The sequence below is a fragment of the Microbacterium sp. bgisy203 genome (genome assembly GCF_965345155.1).
Taxonomy (GTDB): Bacteria; Actinomycetota; Actinomycetes; order Actinomycetales; family Microbacteriaceae; genus Microbacterium.
In genome coordinates this window covers 111,590-128,422 of record NZ_CBDRLZ010000002.1, presented here as the reverse complement: position 1 = coordinate 128,422, position 16,833 = coordinate 111,590, and the positions used below count along the sequence as shown (strand labels likewise).

General features: G+C 68.5%; 14 protein-coding genes. 7 read left to right on the top strand and 7 right to left on the bottom strand.

Going from position 1 to position 16,833, the window contains the following annotated elements; genetic code table 11:
• Positions 1–128 precede the first annotated feature (128 nt).
• Genes glmM through rplM form a run of 3 tightly spaced genes read right to left on the bottom strand, consistent with a single transcriptional unit; the run spans position 129 to position 2,428 of the window.
• The gene (glmM, locus tag ACRVYW_RS03990) at positions 129–1,472 is read right to left on the bottom strand and encodes a phosphoglucosamine mutase (protein ID WP_431801949.1); all 1,344 of its coding nucleotides are present in this window, start codon (positions 1,470–1,472) and stop codon (positions 129–131) included.
• Between the two features lie 6 nt (positions 1,473–1,478).
• The gene (gene rpsI, locus ACRVYW_RS03985) at positions 1,479–1,955 is read right to left on the bottom strand and encodes a 30S ribosomal protein S9 (RefSeq protein WP_431801947.1); all 477 of its coding nucleotides are present in this window, start codon (positions 1,953–1,955) and stop codon (positions 1,479–1,481) included.
• A gap of 26 nt (positions 1,956–1,981) precedes the next feature.
• Positions 1,982–2,428 (bottom strand): 50S ribosomal protein L13, encoded by a 447-nt coding sequence (rplM, locus tag ACRVYW_RS03980; protein ID WP_431801945.1) that lies wholly within the window; start codon positions 2,426–2,428, stop codon positions 1,982–1,984.
• 649 nt (positions 2,429–3,077) lie between these two features.
• On the opposite strand from rplM, the gene ACRVYW_RS03975 reads away from it, so the two are divergent.
• Positions 3,078–4,361, top strand: coding sequence for a hypothetical protein (locus tag ACRVYW_RS03975; RefSeq protein ID WP_431801943.1), 1,284 nt, complete (start codon positions 3,078–3,080; stop codon positions 4,359–4,361).
• Positions 4,270–5,892 carry a lipopolysaccharide biosynthesis protein gene (locus tag ACRVYW_RS03970; protein WP_431801941.1) on the top strand — a complete coding sequence of 541 codons (1,623 nt, stop codon included), beginning with the start codon at positions 4,270–4,272 and terminating at the stop codon, positions 5,890–5,892. Before ACRVYW_RS03975 ends, ACRVYW_RS03970 begins: the two co-directional genes overlap by 92 nt.
• Position 5,893: 1 nt before the next feature.
• On the opposite strand, the gene ACRVYW_RS03965 is transcribed toward ACRVYW_RS03970, so the two are convergent.
• The 4 genes from ACRVYW_RS03965 to ACRVYW_RS03950 all read right to left on the bottom strand — a co-directional run bounded on the left by ACRVYW_RS03965 (position 5,894) and on the right by ACRVYW_RS03950 (position 11,432).
• Complete coding sequence (locus ACRVYW_RS03965) at positions 5,894–7,342, bottom strand: S8 family serine peptidase (protein WP_431801939.1); 1,449 nt, start codon at positions 7,340–7,342, stop codon at positions 5,894–5,896.
• 84 nt (positions 7,343–7,426) lie between these two features.
• A complete protein-coding gene (locus ACRVYW_RS03960; RefSeq protein WP_431801937.1) occupies positions 7,427–7,951 on the bottom strand; it encodes an acyltransferase in 525 nt (174 codons plus the stop codon).
• On the bottom strand, positions 7,951–10,212 hold the full coding sequence (locus ACRVYW_RS03955; RefSeq protein WP_431801935.1) for a glycosyltransferase: 2,262 nt from the start codon (positions 10,210–10,212) through the stop codon (positions 7,951–7,953). Before ACRVYW_RS03955 ends, ACRVYW_RS03960 begins: the two co-directional genes overlap by 1 nt.
• Positions 10,209–11,432 carry a glycosyltransferase family 4 protein gene (locus ACRVYW_RS03950; RefSeq protein ID WP_431801933.1) on the bottom strand — a complete coding sequence of 408 codons (1,224 nt, stop codon included), beginning with the start codon at positions 11,430–11,432 and terminating at the stop codon, positions 10,209–10,211. The genes ACRVYW_RS03955 and ACRVYW_RS03950 overlap by 4 nt, the downstream gene beginning before the upstream one ends.
• A gap of 246 nt (positions 11,433–11,678) precedes the next feature.
• On the opposite strand from ACRVYW_RS03950, the gene ACRVYW_RS03945 reads away from it, so the two are divergent.
• The 5 genes from ACRVYW_RS03945 to ACRVYW_RS03925 are packed head-to-tail and all read left to right on the top strand — an operon-like array spanning position 11,679 to position 16,829.
• Positions 11,679–12,569, top strand: coding sequence for a hypothetical protein (locus ACRVYW_RS03945; protein WP_431801932.1), 891 nt, complete (start codon positions 11,679–11,681; stop codon positions 12,567–12,569).
• A gap of 30 nt (positions 12,570–12,599) precedes the next feature.
• On the top strand, positions 12,600–14,177 hold the full coding sequence (locus ACRVYW_RS03940) for an O-antigen ligase family protein (protein WP_431801930.1): 1,578 nt from the start codon (positions 12,600–12,602) through the stop codon (positions 14,175–14,177).
• Positions 14,174–15,025: a glycosyltransferase gene (locus ACRVYW_RS03935; RefSeq protein ID WP_431801928.1), complete on the top strand. Its 852-nt coding sequence runs from the start codon at positions 14,174–14,176 to the stop codon at positions 15,023–15,025. Before ACRVYW_RS03940 ends, ACRVYW_RS03935 begins: the two co-directional genes overlap by 4 nt.
• On the top strand, positions 15,022–15,897 hold the full coding sequence (locus tag ACRVYW_RS03930; RefSeq protein ID WP_431801926.1) for an SGNH/GDSL hydrolase family protein: 876 nt from the start codon (positions 15,022–15,024) through the stop codon (positions 15,895–15,897). Before ACRVYW_RS03935 ends, ACRVYW_RS03930 begins: the two co-directional genes overlap by 4 nt.
• A complete protein-coding gene (locus ACRVYW_RS03925; RefSeq protein WP_431801924.1) occupies positions 15,894–16,829 on the top strand; it encodes a glycosyltransferase in 936 nt (311 codons plus the stop codon). Before ACRVYW_RS03930 ends, ACRVYW_RS03925 begins: the two co-directional genes overlap by 4 nt.
• Positions 16,830–16,833: the final 4 nt, after the last annotated feature.

Genomic DNA, 16,833 nt, shown 5'->3' with positions numbered 1-16,833 from the left:
CTCGATGCGCGAGTCACCGCCGGATTAGCGCGCAACCACCGGTGATTCGCGAAAGCGGCGGTGATTCGCGAGCGGAAGCCGCGCCGCAGGTCGCGCAACCGCCCCCCGCCGCGCAGCCCCTCCCGCGGTCAGCCGCGCACGACGTCGGCGAGTTCGCCGGCGATGCGCTCGGCGGTCTCGGACGATTCGGCCTCGACCATGACGCGCACCATCTGCTCGGTGCCCGAGGGGCGCAGCAGCACGCGCCCGGTGTCGCCCAGCGCGGCGGAGGCCACCTCCACGGCCGCGACCACGTCGGGGTCGCCGGCGCGCGAGCGTTCCACACCGCGGACGTTGACGAGCACCTGCGGGAAGACGGTCATGACGGATGCCAGTTCGGCGAGCGTCTTGCCGGTGCGGGCCATCTCGGCGACCAGGTGCAGGCCCGTGAGCACACCGTCACCCGTGGTCGCGAACTCGCTCATGATCACGTGGCCGCTCTGCTCGCCGCCGAGCGAGAACCGGCCCTCGTTCATGCGCTCCAGCACGTAGCGGTCGCCGACCGACGTCGTCTCGATCGCGATGCCCTGCGCGGCCATCGCGCGGTGCAGCCCCAGGTTGCTCATCACGGTCGCGACCAGCGTGTCGCTGCGGAGCGCTCCGCGCTCCTTCATCGCGACCGCGAGGATCGCCATGATCTGGTCACCGTCAACGACGGCGCCGTTCGCGTCGACCGCGAGGCAGCGATCGGCGTCGCCGTCGTGCGCGATGCCGACGTCGGCACCGGTGCGCACGACCTCCGCGGCGAGCTTGTCGAGGTGGGTCGAGCCCACGCCGTCGTTGATGTTGATGCCGTCGGGATCGGCCCCGATGACCGTGACCTTGGCGCCCGCATCGCTGAACGTCTGCGGGGAGACGCCCGACGCGGCACCGTGGGCACAGTCGAGCACGACGTGCAGGCCGTCGAGGCGATGCGGGAGGGAGGCGAGCAGGTGGATCGCGTAGCGGTCTTCGGCATCCGAGAACCGGCGGATGCGTCCCACCTCGGCGCCGGTCGGCTGCAGCTTCGGCCAGGCGAGGGCCGCTTCGATGCGCTCCTCGACGACGTCGGGCAGCTTCACCCCGCCGCGCGCGAAGATCTTGATGCCGTTGTCGGGGGCGGGGTTGTGGGATGCCGAGATCATGACGCCGAAGTCGGCGTCGATGTCGGAGATCAGGAACGCCGCAGCGGGCGTGGGAATGACACCGGCATCCATCACGTCGACGCCGGAGGATGCCAGACCTGCCGCGACGGCGGCGGTGAGGAACTCGCCCGAGACACGCGGATCGCGCGCAACGACGGCGGTGAGCCGCTTGCCGGCGGCTTTGCGTGCTTCGGCGATACGCCCCTGGCCCAGGACGACGGCAGTCGCCTGGGCCAGGGAGAGCGCCAGATCGGCGGTGAGGGGGCCGTTTGCGAGGCCCCGCACACCGTCCGTTCCGAACAGCGCCATGAAGCTTTAGCGCTTCGAGTACTGCGGAGCCTTGCGGGCCTTCTTGAGACCGGCCTTCTTGCGCTCGATGACGCGCGCGTCACGCGAGAGGAAGCCGGCCTTCTTGAGCGCCGGGCGGTTGTTCTCGGCGTCGATCTCGTTGAGCGCACGGGCGATGCCGAGGCGCAGCGCGCCGGCCTGGCCCGAGGGGCCACCGCCGGAGATGCGGACGATCACGTCGTACGCGCCGGTGAGCTCGAGGAGGGTGAAGGGGTCGGTGATGAGCTGCTGGTGCAGCTTGTTCGGGAAGTAGTCCTCGAACTCACGACCGTTGACGGTGATGGTGCCGGTGCCGGGGACGAGACGCACGCGGGCGATGGCCTGCTTACGGCGACCGACGGCGGAGCCGGGGACGGACAGCACGGCGCGGGGCGTCGCGGCGGCTTCGACGGGCGCGCTCTCGGTGGTGTAGGACTCGGGAGCCTGGTCGATGGGGTCAGCCATGTTCGTTTCCTTGTGGTCGGCGGCGCTTACTGGGCGACCTGGTCGAAGGTGTAGGGGGTGGGCTGCTGGGCAGCGTGCGGGTGCTCGGCACCGACGTAGACCTTCAGCTTCGACAGCTGCTGGCGACCCAGGCTGTTCTTGGGGAGCATGCCGCGGATCGCCTTCTCGACGGCGCGGACCGGGTTCTTCTCGAGGAGCTCGGCGTAGGAGGTCGCCGTGAGGCCGCCCGGGTAGCCCGAGTGGCGGTAGGCCATCTTCTTCTGGAGCTTCTGGCCCGTGAGGGCCACCTTCTCGGCGTTGATGACGATCACGAAGTCACCGGTGTCGATGTGGTTCGCGAAGGTGGGCTTGTTCTTGCCGCGGAGGATGCGGGCGGCGTGCGAGGCGAGGCGTCCGAGGACGACGTCGGTCGCGTCGATGACGACCCACTCACGGGTCACTTCACCGGCCTTGGGGGTGTAGGTGCGCGTCACAGTAGTGCTGCTTTCTTGAATCGAACGGAGAGGTTCGTGAATCCCACTCCGGGGTGGTTCGCGGTATCGGTGATCGAGTGCCGCCGTCGGCGGTGTATCGATATCACGCGAACACGCCAGTGGAGGGCTCACGTTCGTGGTGCCGGATCAGCAGAGCCGCACACCAAAGAGCAAGCCTACCGCAGTCGGATGCCTCGGCCAAACCGTCCGGCATCCGCGCCACCGTCCGCAGCGTCGCGGCGGAGGAAGAAGACCGAGGGGCCGAATCGGGTTCGGCCCCTCGGCAGGTGCCCGCACGCGGGGGGTCGGCGGGCACCGAGCCGGCGTGTGGGGACACGACCGGGGGTCATCGAGCGCCGGGTGACCAGGGGGGTGATCGGGGACGACGCTCGGACATCACGCTCGGGTAGCGCGATATCTTCACACTATCCCGAATCAGACACCGGCCGCGTCAAGAAACGAGGAGCGACGCGACATCGCCGCGATCTCCGAAGAGGTTTGCGACGCGCCACGCCGCGATTTCCGGCTGACGCCGCCCTGCGGCCGGTTATTGCCACCCTGTGAACAGTGTGTTGCATTCAGCCGGAAAAGGGCATGAGAGCCACTCGTGCGCGGCATCCTGAAAGGGCAGGCCCCGAAGGGAGCAGCCATGACCGACAAACGCATCACCTCCGCGGTCACCACTCGTCGCAATTTCCTTTCCCTCGCCGCCGTGGTCGCACCCGCCAGCATCCTCACGTTCTGTTCCCCCACCCCAACCAGGGGCGCCCCGCCGCCGACCACCGAGCCACGAACCCCAGCCCCAGTCTCGACGGGCACCGCGGCATCGACGACGAGGGCGCGCGTCGCGTCCTACGGGCCCAACGGCACGCACTGGCCCGCACACACGCGCTGGATCGGCGATCGCTCGGTGCGTACCGTTGACGTCGCCTGCGATTGGACCCAGATTCAGCGCGCAATCGCCGCCGTCAACGCGGCGCAAGCCGATTCCGGCGTGCACATCCGGATCAAGCCCGGAACGCTCTCTGGCCGCGGCTCGTCGTCGGGCTCGCCCGCCGTCCTGGAAAAGGTCGGGCCGACGAACGCGACACGCAACATCCTCGTCTCCCCTCGCGACGGCTGGGGAACGGTGACCATCGACGGACCGGCACGCCTGCGCGACGTCACAGGCGTCACCTTCGCGCGCATCGACGGCGACGACATCCTCCTCACCAACTGCTCGCGCACAGCCTGGGCACAATCCAAGATGGCCAAGGGCCTGCGCATGGCCGCGTCCTACGAATCCGAGGTGCGCGAGTGCGGTGCCTATGAGATCGTCATGTCCGACGCCAAAGCCGACATCTCTGATCCCCTCGGCTATGCGGCAGGCCGAGGAAGCACCATCATCGACTGCATCTGGGAGGGGTGCTACTCCGCCCCCGTCTTCCGGCCCGACGGCGCGACCGACCACGTCGACACCCTCCAGATGTACGGCACCGGCTGGTACCGCGGGCTCACCATCCGCGACACCACGTTCTTCGGATCCCTCAACTGCGCCCTCCAGATCGGCGGCGCACGCGACGACGACCCGAACACCGGCACGCCCTTCCTCACCATCGACCACAGCATCATCACCTCGCAGGCCACCGCGATCCGTGCCCGCTACCCCGTTCCCGACGGCGCTCAGACACCGACGATGGACCAGGCGATCAACGGCGTCGGTGAGCCGGGCCAGCTCTTCGCGACCGACTCGTACCTGTTCGGCTCGCTCTACCGCTCAGAATGGGGACAAGTCACGAACACCCGCGTGTCGAGCTCTGGGGCGCTCGAACGGAACACGACCACCGGCGACGGGTGGATCTATGATCCCGCAATGTCGCGTTGGGCGGCGGCGGAGTTCGACCGGCTCACGCCCACACCCACGGATGCGTACCTCGCCGCGATCTGGAAATGACGTGACCACGGAACACCAGACTTCACCTCCCAGCCTCGCGCACCGCGCCTCGCGGGGCATCGCCGTCACTATGGGCGGCATGTGGTCGAAGACCATCATTCAGATGGCGGCGATCATGCTGCTCGGGCGCCTGCTCACCCCCGATGACTTCGGCCTCGTGGCGATGGTCACCGCGATCTCCGGCATCCTCGATCTCGTCCGCGACTTCGGCCTCACCGGGGCGATCATCCAAGCGCGTGAGATCAGCGAACGCGCCTGGCGGAGTCTGTTCTGGCTGGCCTTGGCGCTCGGCATCGCCCTCGGCGGCATCCTCGCCGCCTGCGCCCCGCTCATCGCGGCGATGTACGACGAACCCCGCCTCGTGCTGATCACCCTCGTCATCGCGCCGAGCCTCATCGTCAACGGTCTCACCATGCCCCTCCAGGCCCGCGCGACACGAGAGCTCCGCTTCGGTCTCCTCGCCCGCGTCGATGTCGTATCGATGGTGGTCAGCGTCGTCGTCGCGATCGTCGCGGGCCTGCTCGGTTGGGGATACTGGGCGCTCATCGCGATGGTCGGCACCGGCCTCGTCGTCCGATTCGTCATGCTCTGGGCCGCTGTACACCCCCGGCCGGGGTGGCCCCGCATCGACCGCGAGGTCCTGCCCCTCGTCGGGCGGGGCGGGAGCATCTTCGGCGCCGAACTCCTCAATTACATCGAGCGCAACGCGGACACCGTCATCGTCGGCCAGCAGCTCGGCGCCGCCACCCTGGGTCAGTACTCCCGCGCCTATGCGATGTTCCTCATGCCGCTTCAGCAACTCAACGGACCCATCGGCCGTGTCGCCCTGCCGGTGCTGAGTAAACTGCAAGACGACGCAGATCGGTACCGCCGATACATCCGCGGCGCACTCCTAGTCATCGGATACCTGACTCTCCCCACCTACGCGATCCTCGCGACCGTCGCTCAGCCGCTGTTCGCCCTCCTCCTCGGCAAGGGGTGGGACCAGGCCGCCGTGATCTTCAGCATCCTGTCGATCGCGGGTATCGCCCAGGGAATCGGGAAGGTCCGTGGCTGGCTGTTCATCACCATGGGCCGGTCGCACCAGCAGCTCGTCTACGACCTCGTCGCCCGCCCGCTCGTCGTGGTCGGCTTCTTCATCGGCGTCCAGTGGAACGGCATCTACGGCCTTGCGCTCGTCTACGGCGTGCTCTCGGCACTACTGCTGATCCCCGGTTTCGCGTTCGCCATCCGGGGCACGTTCGTGCGCCCGAGCGACATCATCTACCCGGTGTTGCGACCGTTCGTCTTCGCGCTCCTCGCGTTCGGGGCCGCCTTTGCCGCGACCCGGTTCTGGAGCGGACTGCCCGACATCCTCGAGTTGCTCATCGGCGGCGCCGCCGGCGCGGCCACGATCCTGCCGCTGCTGCTCATCCCCGCCTACCGCCGCGACTTCCAGACGATCTTCGGCTTCGTGCGTCAGATGCGCAAACCACCGACGAAGGGCCCGGAGATCGTCCCCGGGCCCCGCGTCGGCAGCGACGTCGACTGACTCAGTTGGCGACCGTCACGTTCACGATCGTGCTGCGACCGGTGTTACCGGCCGCGTCCGTCGCCCGAGCCTCGATCGGATAGACGCCGTTGGCGAACGAGCGCGAGTTGAGCGTCGCCGTCCACTCGGAGCCCGAGAGCTTCATCGTCGCGAGCTTCGCCGTTCCCGACCACAGCGTCACACCCTTCACTCCGACGTCGTCGGTCGCGACCACCCGCACGACCATGCTTCCCGAGACCTTCTGACCGTCGACGAGGTTCACGAAGGAGACCGACGGCGGCACGGTGTCCGGGGTGGGTAACGGCGTCGGCGTGAGAGTCGGAGTCGGAGTCGGCGTGGGCGTGAGAGTCGGCGTGGGCGTGGGAGTTGGAGTCGTGGGTACCGTCGACACCCCGTAGCCATAGAACCGTCCTGCGACGGGCCGCGTCGGGTCACCAGCAAACGTCTTGCCACGCAACTGCGCCGCCGACTCGGCCTGATCGCGGATGATCGCGATCACCTCCGCCGGCGTCTTGCCCGCGCACGTTCCCACCCGGTAGCACTGCAACACGACTCCGCTCGTCACCGCCGCCGACAGGCTCGTGCCCGAAGCCACCAGACCATAGCGATTGCCCTTCTTCGTCGTGACCGGACAGGTGCCTGGCGCCGCCACCGTGTGGGCGATGTCGGCCGCGGAGACCGCGTAGTTACTGCGCGGGTTGTAGCTGTCGTCCGCAGGCATCCCCGACTCCGAGCATGTCGGCGACCCGCGCCCGCCGGGAGCACCGTCGAAGTCGGCGAAGTTCGTCGCCGACAGCACCTCGTCGTATGTTCCCGGCGCGAAGCCGGCCATGTCGGTGCGCGAGTTGCCCGCGGCCGCGACGACCGTCACGCCCCGCGCGACGATCGCGCAGATCTTTTGGTGCACCACGTCGTTGTTGGAGATGCCGCAGTTGCCGTCATCGGCCTGCTCGTACTGCATGCTCATGTTCACGACCTTGATGTCGTACCGGGCGTGATTGTCGAGCACCCACTGCAACGCGCACGAGATGTTCGAGACGCTGCCGTTGAGCTTGGCGTCGAACACGCGGATCGAGTAGATCGGCGCCCCGGGCGCGATGCCCACGATCCCGTTGTCGTCGTTGATCGCGGCCATCTGCCCGGCGACCGCCGTGCCGTGGCCGTTCGGATCCTGCCCGTCGCCCGACGCGGTGCAGTTGACCTGACCGGCGACGTTGAGATCATCGTGCAGGCTCACGCCCGAGTCGATGATCGCGACGGCGGGCCCGCCCCATGCCCCCGCTTGCAGCACCGACGAGGGAGGAAGGTCAGCCTCCACCGTGCGCACCGGAGCGATCAGCTGCTGCGGTTGCGTGGCCGCCGACGCGGCACCTGCCCCCAAAAACATCGCGACCACCGCAGTGCACGCGACCATACCGGCGATCTGACGTCGCCGAACCTTCACACCCATAAACGTCCCCTCAGAGATGGTGTACTTCGCCGTCGACCCCCGACGGACACTTCCGCGTTGCGCGCCCCCGCGCACACCGCATGACTACTGCTCGGGTCTCTCCCCGATCACCCGCGCAGGCACACCGCCCGCGATCGCGAACGCCGGTACGTCCTTCGTGACCACCGCCCCCGCGGCGATCACCGCCCCCTCGCCCACGGTCACTCCCGCCAGCACGACAACATTCGCCCCCAGCCATGCCCCGTCACCGATAACGATGTCGCGCTCGACCTTCGGCTGATCCATGATCGGCGTTGCCGACCGGACGATGCCGTAGTTCGACGCCGTCAGCGTCACATGCGGCGCGAACAGGCAGTGGTCGCCGATGATCACTCGACCGGTGGAGTTGCCCGCCCAGATCACGCTGAACTCGCCGATATGCGTGCCCGCGCCGATACTGATGCGATCCGCATTGCGGAACGACACGTTCGGCGCCATCGAGACGTTCGCACCCCGTGTCAGCCGCGGAACCTGTCCCACAAACGAATAGAACGAGAAGTGCGCCAGCCGGATGCCGTGCAGCACGGTCCTCGGATCGAGGATGCTCCGGAGCACACCGACAGCGCCCATCAGGCATCCCTCAGAATCGGCTGCCCCGCGAACGCGTCGACGATCGACGACATCAGCAGGCGCCGATCCAGACCCTCGCCCACCGTCACGCTCACCACGAGGTCTCGGCGATACGAGCACGCAAGCACCGCGACCTCATCCTTCGGGTCACCCGCGGGCCATCCCGTCACTGTTTCGACGGAGGCTGTGCCGACGAAGCGCTGATCGCGCCCCCACGTCACGTACGTCGCGTATCCGACCCAATCCGCCTCGCCCACCACGATCGACCCCCCGGCATCCACCGCCTCCTGCACCTGCACCCTCACGAGCGGCACCATTTCTTCCAGCGAAGCGTCGGCGGGGACCGTGACCTTGACGACGCTGATGTCGTTGCGGGTCGTCGTGTCGCCGGCTCGCCGTCGCGAGATCGGCACGAGCAGCGACACCGTCGTCGGCCCGACGCGCTGCGCCGCCACCCCGTGCAGTGTCGCCGCGACGGTGAGATCGTTCACCGTGCCACCGAGGCGGAACGCGCGTTTTGTCGCGGCGGCGAAGTCGACCACCGCATACTGCGACGAGCGCCCCGTCATCGCACGCGCGACCGCGTCGGATCGACGGATACGGGCGTTCTTCACCGGCCGGATCGCGCGTCCCGCCCACCGCCGGAGCCGCATGCGGAAGGACTTCCGCCAGTACGCCGCCCCCATCTCCGGGAGCGAGGGGTGCAGCGCCCGCCACGACGCGAAGGCGAGCCACAGCACATGGATGCCTCCGCGCGGCGGCACTCCCAGCACGCGGAGCTCCTCGGGCCCGGGAACCAGCGGCTCCCCCAGGGGAGTGGGGCCGGCGAGCACGTCGCCGATCCGCAAGCCGAACAACGCATCGCCGACGACGTGGTGGTACCGGAAGACGATCGCGACACGCCCCGAGTCGAGCTCCACGAACTCCGCGTCCCAGAGCGGTCGCGAACGGTCGAGGGGAGGCGAGGAACGTCCCGTCAGCGCATCGACCAGTTCGGGATCGTCGGCGACGATGCCGTCCGCGAAACGCACATGACGGCTCATGTCGAGATGTGACACCGGCACCCACGCCGGCGTCGTCACCCCCAGCGGCGTCGACACGAGCCGCTGACGGAGCGCGGGCGCGAACCAGCTCGCGCCCTCGAACAGACGACGGATCGCTGTTCGATCCAGCCCGCCGTCCGCACCGCGCAGCGACGCCCCGTCGACGATCATCGTCCCCGCAGCGCACATCGCTGCGAAGACCACGTCGTTGACGAGGTACTTCTCGTCGAGCGAGCTGATCAGCTCCGCCTTCGCCGACGCCGCGAGACCTCCCCTGATGGGATCGTCCACGATCTCGGCGGAAGGCGGGGGCGAGTCGAGCGTGATGGGCTGCGGCGGCCGAGCGTCGACGAAGACCCGCCCTGCGCGGCGCATTCCCGCAGTGGCGAAGAGTCCCGACCAGAAACCCCCCAGCAGAGCGAGGTCGGCGTCGCGACGACGCACGTTGCTCCGGTTGCGCACCGCCCGTACGACGGTCCGCTTCACGATGACGGCCGACATCATCAGACCCACCGTGGGCCGAAGTCGCAGCCACTTGTCGGCCAACGCTCCCAGCCCCAGGCCGTAACCGCGGTGCAGGACCGTGTACGCGTCGTCTTCACGCGTGTGGGCATGGTCGATCGCGAACTCGGCGTCGTAGACGATCGCCCTTCCGTCGTCGAGAATGCGGCAGAAGATGTCAAGGTCCTCCGCCCCGGCCAGGTATCGTCCCGCCCCCATCACCGGATCGAAGCCGCCGAGCCCCTCGACCACATCGCGACGAAACGCCATGACCGCTCCGTGACCGGCGTCGAGCCCCTCGAGGGTTTTCGTGTAGCGCTTGGGCGAACGCACCTGTCGCGCTGCGGTGTCCGACGCCTCGTGGAGCATGGCACCCGTCACCGCGGCGACCCGCTCGTCGTCGAAGTGCGCCAGGGCCGCATCGAGCCAGCCCGGGAGCGCACGACAATCATCGTCGCTGTAGACCACGATCGGCCGGCGAGCCGTCGCGAGCCCGACGTTGCGAGCGATCGAGAGGCCCTTGATGTCGGTGCGCACCGCCCGGACACCCGCCTCGTCGGCGACCTCCAGCGTCTTCGACGTCGTCGATGCAGAATCGACGACCAGAATCTCCAGCCCTTCGGGAGAATGCTCCAAGAACGAGGCGAGCGCATCGCGCAGCATCTCAGGCCTCTCGCGCGTGCAGACGATCAATGTCACGTCCTCACCGCGGATCACGGCCCATCCTCACACCGAGCCGCCGCCGCACCCGAACGGGCGATCGCGAGCCGGTACGCGTGGACGAGTTCGCGCGCGGCGGCCGCCCAGGTGAGCTCGCTCGCGGCATCCAGCACAGCCGCCCGCATTCGAGCACGCAAAGCCGGGTCGCCCGCGAGGAGGTCGAGGTGCGCGGTGAGCGTGGCGACGTCGCCCGCCTCGTGTGACAAACCGGTACGACCCTCGCTGATGACCGCGCCCGCGGCGGTCGACACCAGTGGGATGCACCCGGCGACCTGTGCCTCGTAGGTCACGAGCGCACTACCCTCTTCCACTGAGGGCAGCACCAACGCGTCGGCCTCGGCGAGAACCTGCATCGAGTCGTCGGTGCTTCCGCGCACCTCGACCCCCGGCAGATCGAGAAGCGACCCCAGTGCGTCACGGTAGCGCCCATCCATGCGCCCGTAGACGAGCAGGCGCCCGTGCCTACTGGCCGATGACGCCTGCCAGGCCCGCAGCGCGTGATGAAGTCCCTTGCGCGGCTGGACGCGACCCAGGAAGACGACGGTGAAAGGTCGCTCCGCATCTTCCCGCCGGTGCGGTGCGGCATTTGACCCGTAGCGGTGGCGCAGCAGCCGGGCATCGTCGAACCCCCGCGCACGGAACGTGTCGGCGACGGCTTCGGACGGCACGAGTAGCCCGGTCGCGCTCGCCCACTCGCGCTCTTCCCGGCGCAGCCGACGGCCGTTCGCCGTGTGACTGTCGCTTTCGGGCATCTCCATCCCGAGCGCGGCGTACTCGCGAGCCACAACATCGTACGCGTGGGCCGTATGCGTGTTGGGCACTTCGCGCACGGCGGCCAGCCCGGCACGGTGCGCCGCCGCGAACGTCCGCTCGGCGGCGAGCGGCCACGCGTGGACGACATCGACGGACTCGCGCACGGCGCGACGCGTGAGCCACCGCGCGGTACGCGCGTCGTGCAGAGCGAGCGCACGATCTCGACCGAAGACACGATGAGGAATGCGGCGACCGCGCACGGTGAGCGTCGTCGTCACCGACGCCGCCCCCGGGACGGGGCGCGCCGTGCTCGCCGCGATGACGTGCACGCGGTGCCCGCCGGCGATGAGCTCCGTGATCTGGTTCCACGCCGTCCACCCGATGCCGGGTGCCCCCAAGACGTGCGGGAAGCTGTACGCGATAGTCAGACTCTCACCCCCCTCCCCAGAAGGAATGACGGTCATGGGCTGCTCCCTGTTGACTCTGGTCACCACTGTGCGGGTCGCGCGTGAGACGACACAACCGGATGCCGCGAATGTCGCCGACTCTTTACACGAGCGCAACATTCGAAGGATGCGCCGTTAATACTGCGACGCGACGATGTTCAGACGGTTCTTCATCGGGGGATGGAGCGCCGTTCATCCGCCCGACGGTGTGTGGGCAGAGTCCGCGTGATTCATCGCGGATCGAGCAGCAAGGGGAACTGCACCATGGAAACACCGAAGTACCTTCAGACTCTCTGGGCCTACAAGTGGCTGCTCCTCTTCGGCGCCGTCGTCGCCGCGGCGGCTGCGTTCTTCGCCGGCTTCCAGATCCAAGACGGGCAGGTGGTCTCTCGCACTGCGAAGACCTACTCGGCCGCGACGACGATGCTCGTCACCAGTCCGACCCAGTCGATGTATCAATCGGAGACCCAGGCGGAGACCGTCCCCGAAGGCGGCACACCACCGGTGAACGCCGACCTCGCCCAGTCGGCACTGCTCTACGCCTACATGATCACCGGCGACGAGATCCGCAGCGAGGTCGAGGCGTCCGTCGGGCCTCTCGACGAGGACACCGAGTCGATCACCGCGCTCCGCCGGACCACGCAGCCCGCCGGTGACGAGCGGTTCCCGGGTCGTTACGAGCTCCCGGTGCTCGAGGCCGTCGGCATCGCCGCAACGCCCGAACGCGCGGAGGAGATCTCTCGCGCCGCCGCGACCGCGTTCCAGTCCTACCTCGTCGAGCAACAGGACTCGCAGCAGATCGCGGAGAACCAGCGAACCTCGGTCGAGCCGCTCGCCGAGGGCAAGGCGGTCGAAGGCGACGGCTCGAACCCCGCCATCCCGGTCGTCGTGACCTTTTTCGGCGTCTTCCTCGCCTTCGTCGTCCTGGCATTCGTCGTCGCGGGGATCCGTTCGGGCGCCCGCAAGCGACGGGCTGCCGACGACACCGCCGGTGCGGCAGGCGAAACCGACACCACCGGCACGTCGATCGACGCCGTCGAGGACGTACCGACGGACGACGCCGCGACCGACGAAGAGCCCGGTGGCGAGCGCACCCGGTCGACGCGGCGCGAGCGCGGAGAACTCGTCACCGCCGGTACCCACGACGAGAACTGAAGCCCCGGTCGAGCCGACCAGGCCACGGACATGACCATCGACGCCACCGTCCCGCGTCGGGACGAGCGCGCGACGACGAAGAACGGCGGACAACCCGCGCCGCCACGACGCGGCTGGATCATCGCCGCCGCTCTCCTCCTCGCCGCCCTCGTCCTCGTCGCGGTCATCTTCCTGCCTCCGCTCATTCCGGGTGCACTGCTCCTGGGGCTCTCGGCGGTGTTCCTCAGCCGCCGCATCCTCTTCACCTGGCCCGCTCTCCTCTTCCTGCTCGCGGTCAGCATCATGTTCATCCCGGCGCGGCGCTACGCGTTGCCGATCAACATCGGCTTCGCGCTCGAGCCCTACCGCGTCATGATCTTCATCGCGATCATCTGCCTGGCCGGCGCTTTCCTCGTCAACCCGCGGCGCCGTTGGAGGCCGGTGGCCTTCGGGTGGCCCCTCGGCATCTTCGTCGCGACGCTGGTCGTTTCGTTCATCGCGAACGGGACACGACTGGTCGAGGCGGGTCTCGCCACCACGTCGCTTTCCGCCTTCGTCCAGCTCGGCACGCTCGTGAGCGTGTGGTTCACGGTGCGCCAACTGCTCACCTCCGAGCGCACGACGATCACCTTCCTCACGCTCCTGTCGTGGTGCGCGATGATCGTCGCGTTCTTCGCCGTCATCGAGCGCGTGACACGGGTGAACGTGTTCTGGCGTCTGTCGGAGTTCCTGCCGCTCATGATGCTGCGCGACGGGGGCGAGGCGACGCGGGCCGGCGTCAACCGTGCCTACGGTTCGGCGCAGCATCCCATCGCCCTCGCGGTGCTGCTGTGCATGTTCATCCCGATCCTGATCTACCTCGCCAAATACGCGCTCTACCCGCGCAACCCGATGAATCGGCGCATCGTCTACACCGTCGGCACGATCCTCGTCTTCGGCGGAATCGTGGCAGCCATCTCACGCACCGCCGTCGTCGTTCTCGGCGTGATGTTCCTGCTCGGGCTCATCTTCGTCCCGCGCGTCGCTCTCACCTCTCTCGTTGCGGCGGTGCCCCTGCTCGTCCTCGCAGGCGCGGTCGTGCCGGCGCAGCTCGACTCGATGCTCTTGTCGTTCCTGAACGTCGACGAGCTCGTGGCCTCGCAGTACACCTCGGCAGGCATGCGCGGCGCTGGCCGACTCGCCGACCTCGAACCCGCCATGGCGGAAGTCGCCCAGAATCCGTTCTTCGGCCTGGGGTTCGGCAGTCGCATCGTCACCGGCGACGATGCGAACTCGTTCATCCTCGACAACCAAGTGCTCGGCGTCCTGATGGAGGCCGGCGCACTGGGAGTCGCCGGGTTCGCGGTGTTCATGCTGGCGCCGGTCGTCATGCTGCTCTTCTTCGCCCTCCGCCGCGCGGCCGAGCGGCGCCACGCGATGCTCGCGGTCGCGGTCGCCGTCGCGATCGCCGGCTATTCGGCCTCGCTGTTCTTCTTCGACGCGTTCGGCTTCTTCCAGTCGTTCCTCATGCACATGATGCTGCTCGCGGTCGGCGGGTGGGTGCTCACGGAGACGCCCCGGCGTACGGCCAGCACGCGCACGGTTGAAGCTACGGCGACCGTGGCGCCGACGACAGCGGGAGCGTCATGACCCTCCGCGGATCGGTCGTCATCCCCGCACACGATGAGGGGGCCGTCATCGACCGCCTTCTCGACGTGCTCTCCGGCGACGTCCGCAGCGCACTTCTCGAGGTCGTCGTCGTGGCGAACGGATGCCGTGACGACACCGCTTCGCGGGCGCGTCAGCACAACGGGGTCACGGTCGTGGAGATCGAGACCGCATCGAAGATCGCCGCTCTCGAAGCCGGGGACGCGACCGCCGTCGCGTTTCCCCGCGTCTACCTCGACGCCGATGTGTCGATCGACGTCGACACTCTGCTCGCGCTGTGCGATGCGCTGCTCGGCGACGGCGTCGATGTCGCCTCACCGCGACTGATCGTCGACACGAGCCGGGCATCGTGGGCTGTGCGCCAGCACTATCGGGTGTGGGAGCTCACCGACTACCGGCTGCGGGGACACATCGGGTCGGGTGTCTACGCGCTCTCGCAGGACGGTCGCGCCCGCTTCGGGCACTGGCCGGATGTCATCGCCGATGACCGCTTCGTGCAGCAGCTCTTCTCTCCCGATGAACGCCTGACCCTCGAAGACCACGCCTTCACCGTCCGCAGCGCGAGAAGCATCCGCGCTCACCTGCGCCGTTCCGTCCGCATCGCGCGCGGCAACCGCGAGCTTGCCGCCGAGCTTCACACCGCACCACCCGCGCGCGCTGCGGGTCGCGGGTCACTGCTGCTTCGTGTGGGCGCTCGTCCCTGGCTTTGGCCGGCCTTCCTCGTCTACTGCGTGACCTGGACGGCGCCGAACATCATCGCCGCCCGCACGATGGCACGCGGGGACCGCCAGGCGTGGAACCGCGACGAGACGTCACGGGTAACGGCATGACCCTCCGCACGTCGCCGCGAGTCACGATCGCCACCGCGATCGTGCTCGCCGCAGCGCTCGGCGGGTGCACGTCCGCACCGGCGCCGCGCTCCTCCGTCGACCTGTCGGGCATGCCGAGCGCCGGCGCCGACGACATCGACGTGATCGGCGTGCTCGGCGACTCCGTCTCGCTCGGGGTAAACGCCTGCGGCGAGGTGGGCCGCTGCGGCGCGGCGTCTTGGGCGTCGGGCGACGACCCGTCGGTCGCCTCCGTCGCGCTGCGCGTCGCCTCCGTGACCGGCGACGCTCCGAAGGTCAACAACCGTGCCAAAGACGGCGGGACGGTCGCAGACGCGCTCGACGTCCGCGTCGATGAAGTCATCGGGTCCCAGCCCGACCTCGTGCTCGTGCTCCTCGGCGGCAACGACGTGTGCAAGGGTGATCTCGACTCGATGACGCCGGTCGACACATTCCGTGCGGAGTACAGCGAGCTGGTGGCCCGGGTGCACGACGGCGCACCCGATGCACGGATCCTCGCGCTCTCCATCCCCGACCTGCATCGGCTGTGGGAGATCGGCCACGAAGATCCGAAGGCGCGCGACGTGTGGAACTCGAGCCCCTCGTGCCGCAACCTCCTCGGCGATGCCAACGACATGAGCCCCGCCGCCGAGGAGCGTCGCGCGGCCGTGACGATGCGCAATCAGGAGCTCAACAGCGTCATCGCCGACGTGTGCACTTCGGAGCTCTCGTGCACGACCGACGGCGGGGCGCTCTACACGTACCCGTTCGAACGCGACGAGATCTCGTCCGTGGACTACTTCCACCCGTCCGCGCTCGGTCAGAAGGCGATCGCTCAGATGGCCTGGACCGCACTCGAGGAGGCAGCACCATGACCACTCTGCTCGTGGCGATCTCCGGAGGCCACCTCACGCAATTGAAGATGCTCTCCGGGCGCATCGTCGACGACGACGTCGTCTGGTTGACCAACGACACGGCGCAGAGCCGATCGCTTCTCGACGGAGAACGGGTCTACCACGTGCCCACGCGACCACCGCGGGACTATGCCGGCGTGCTTCGTGACACCCACGTCGCCTCTAGGATCCTCCGCGATCACGACATCCATGCCGTCATCAGCACCGGTGCCCAGATCGCCCTGTCCGCGCTGCTGCCGGCATCCCCCCGGCGCATCCCGTTCACCTACATCGAGAGCGCGACGCGCGTGACGGGCATCTCCACGACCGGCAAGATCATGGAGCGCGTGCCGTGGGTGCGGCGGTTCGTGCAGTACCCGCACGCCGTGAACGACCGCTGGGCGTATGCACTGTCGGTCTTCGACGGATTCCGCGCCGAAGACGCACCCGCCGCCGACAGTGAGATCTGTCGCGTCGTCGTGACCGTCGGCGGGAACGGCGACTTCGGGTTCCGCCGTCTGGTCGACGCCGCCGCGGCCGCCATTCCCTCAGACGCCGACGTGCTGTGGCAGATCGGCTCGACCGACCCGACCGGCCTCCTGTTCGAGACCGTGAAGTCGGTGCCGTCCGCAGACCTGGCCGACGCGCTCGTGGCCGCCGACGTCGTCATCGGCCACGCCGGCACCGGAACAGCACTCGCTGCGCTGCAGGCCGGGAAGATCCCCATCCTCTCTCCTCGATCCGTTGAGCACGGCGAACACGTCGATGCGCATCAGCGGGACCTCGCCGACTTCCTCGCCGAACGCGGCCTCGCGATCGTCTGCGACCCCGAGGAACTTTCGCGCGAGACGCTCGAACTCGCCCGCCGGCACCGCGCCGTGCGCAGCACCGACCTCGCCGCCGTCACTCTCTGAAGGA

What these genes read in the sequence shown, in the direction of transcription:
- ACRVYW_RS03925 (WP_431801924.1), top strand. Translation starts at nt 15,894, where the DNA reads ATGACCACTCTGCTCGTGGCGATCTCCGGAGGCCACCTCACGCAATTG.
- ACRVYW_RS03950 (WP_431801933.1), bottom strand. Translation starts at nt 11,432, where the DNA reads ATGACCGTCATTCCTTCTGGGGAGGGGGGTGAGAGTCTGACTATCGCG.
- ACRVYW_RS03945 (WP_431801932.1), top strand. Translation starts at nt 11,679, where the DNA reads ATGGAAACACCGAAGTACCTTCAGACTCTCTGGGCCTACAAGTGGCTG.
- ACRVYW_RS03935 (WP_431801928.1), top strand. Translation starts at nt 14,174, where the DNA reads ATGACCCTCCGCGGATCGGTCGTCATCCCCGCACACGATGAGGGGGCC.
- ACRVYW_RS03965 (WP_431801939.1), bottom strand. Translation starts at nt 7,342, where the DNA reads ATGGGTGTGAAGGTTCGGCGACGTCAGATCGCCGGTATGGTCGCGTGC.
- ACRVYW_RS03975 (WP_431801943.1), top strand. Translation starts at nt 3,078, where the DNA reads ATGACCGACAAACGCATCACCTCCGCGGTCACCACTCGTCGCAATTTC.
- ACRVYW_RS03930 (WP_431801926.1), top strand. Translation starts at nt 15,022, where the DNA reads ATGACCCTCCGCACGTCGCCGCGAGTCACGATCGCCACCGCGATCGTG.
- rpsI (WP_431801947.1), bottom strand. Translation starts at nt 1,955, where the DNA reads ATGGCTGACCCCATCGACCAGGCTCCCGAGTCCTACACCACCGAGAGC.
- ACRVYW_RS03960 (WP_431801937.1), bottom strand. Translation starts at nt 7,951, where the DNA reads ATGGGCGCTGTCGGTGTGCTCCGGAGCATCCTCGATCCGAGGACCGTG.
- glmM (WP_431801949.1), bottom strand. Translation starts at nt 1,472, where the DNA reads ATGGCGCTGTTCGGAACGGACGGTGTGCGGGGCCTCGCAAACGGCCCC.
- ACRVYW_RS03940 (WP_431801930.1), top strand. Translation starts at nt 12,600, where the DNA reads ATGACCATCGACGCCACCGTCCCGCGTCGGGACGAGCGCGCGACGACG.
- ACRVYW_RS03970 (WP_431801941.1), top strand. Translation starts at nt 4,270, where the DNA reads ATGATCCCGCAATGTCGCGTTGGGCGGCGGCGGAGTTCGACCGGCTCA.